Raw genomic sequence first — 1,009 nt, 5'->3', positions numbered from 1 at the left:
CCTGACGGTTTTCAAGACCGTTCCCTTCAGCCGGACTTGGGTAATCCTCCATAATAAAACAGATACAATGCCACAATGGACCTTGTAGGACTCGAACCTACGACCGGACGGTTATGAGCCGTCTGCTCTAACCAACTGAGCTAAAGGTCCAGGCTCTTAAAAATCGCGGCGGAGGGGATCGAACCCCCGACCTCCCGGGTATGAACCGGACGCTCTAGCCAGCTGAGCTACACCGCGTAAAAAAGAATCATTTATTCAAATGATATGGAGCCTAGCGGGATCGAACCGCTGACCTCCTGCGTGCAAAGCAGGCGCTCTCCCAGCTGAGCTAAGGCCCCTTTTGAAAAAGTATCGGGAAGACAGGATTCGAACCTGCGACCCCTTGGTCCCAAACCAAGTGCTCTACCAAGCTGAGCTACTTCCCGTTATTAAAAAGCGCGCCCAAGAGGAGTCGAACCCCTAACCTTTTGATCCGTAGTCAAACACTCTATCCAATTGAGCTATGGGCGCATATTATGAAATGCCGAGGACCGGAATCGAACCGGTACGGTGATCACTCACCGCAGGATTTTAAGTCCTGTGCGTCTGCCAGTTCCGCCACCCCGGCTGAAAATTGCTAAGGCAAAGCGGAAAACGGGGTTCGAACCCGCGACCCCCACCTTGGCAAGGTGGTGCTCTACCACTGAGCTATTTCCGCGTATTCCTGATGCCGGCTAAAGGACTTGAACCCTCGACCCTCTGATTACAAATCAGATGCTCTACCAACTGAGCTAAGCCGGCAATGAAGTGCGGGTGAAGGGACTTGAACCCCCACGCCCGAAGGCGCTAGATCCTAAATCTAGTGCGTCTGCCAATTCCGCCACACCCGCATAGGTTATTACTATGAGTCGTACAGGGCTCGAACCTGTGACCCTCTGATTAAAAGTCAGATGCTCTACCAACTGAGCTAACGACTCATATGGGGGTTAACGGGATCGAACCGCTGACCCTCTGCTTGTAAGGCAGATGC

10 tRNA genes are annotated in these 1,009 nt (G+C 52.7%); all 10 read right to left on the bottom strand.

Annotated features, from left to right (window positions below):
- Positions 1-76: 76 nt before the first annotated feature.
- Positions 77-150, bottom strand: a tRNA-Ile gene (locus IAE45_RS18620).
- A 13-nt stretch (positions 151-163) separates the two neighbouring features.
- Positions 164-237, bottom strand: a tRNA-Met gene (locus IAE45_RS18615).
- A 28-nt stretch (positions 238-265) separates the two neighbouring features.
- Positions 266-338, bottom strand: a tRNA-Ala gene (locus IAE45_RS18610).
- Between the two features lie 13 nt (positions 339-351).
- Positions 352-425: transfer RNA gene (locus IAE45_RS18605), tRNA-Pro, on the bottom strand.
- Positions 426-436: 11 nt separating this feature from the next.
- Positions 437-510: transfer RNA gene (locus tag IAE45_RS18600), tRNA-Arg, on the bottom strand.
- An 11-nt stretch (positions 511-521) separates the two neighbouring features.
- Positions 522-607, bottom strand: a tRNA-Leu gene (locus IAE45_RS18595).
- Between the two features lie 18 nt (positions 608-625).
- A tRNA-Gly gene (locus tag IAE45_RS18590) sits at positions 626-697 on the bottom strand.
- A gap of 10 nt (positions 698-707) precedes the next feature.
- Positions 708-780, bottom strand: a tRNA-Thr gene (locus IAE45_RS18585).
- Positions 781-787: 7 nt separating this feature from the next.
- A tRNA-Leu gene (locus tag IAE45_RS18580) sits at positions 788-869 on the bottom strand.
- A gap of 14 nt (positions 870-883) precedes the next feature.
- Positions 884-956: transfer RNA gene (locus tag IAE45_RS18575), tRNA-Lys, on the bottom strand.
- Between the last annotated feature and the right edge of the window lie 53 nt (positions 957-1,009).

The sequence above is a fragment of the Enterococcus sp. S53 genome (assembly GCF_016516865.1).
GTDB classification, from domain to species: Bacteria; Bacillota; Bacilli; order Lactobacillales; family Enterococcaceae; genus Enterococcus_D; species Enterococcus_D innesii.
The sequence above is the reverse complement of the archived record's forward strand: the minus strand, read 5'-3'. Positions and strand labels throughout refer to the sequence as shown.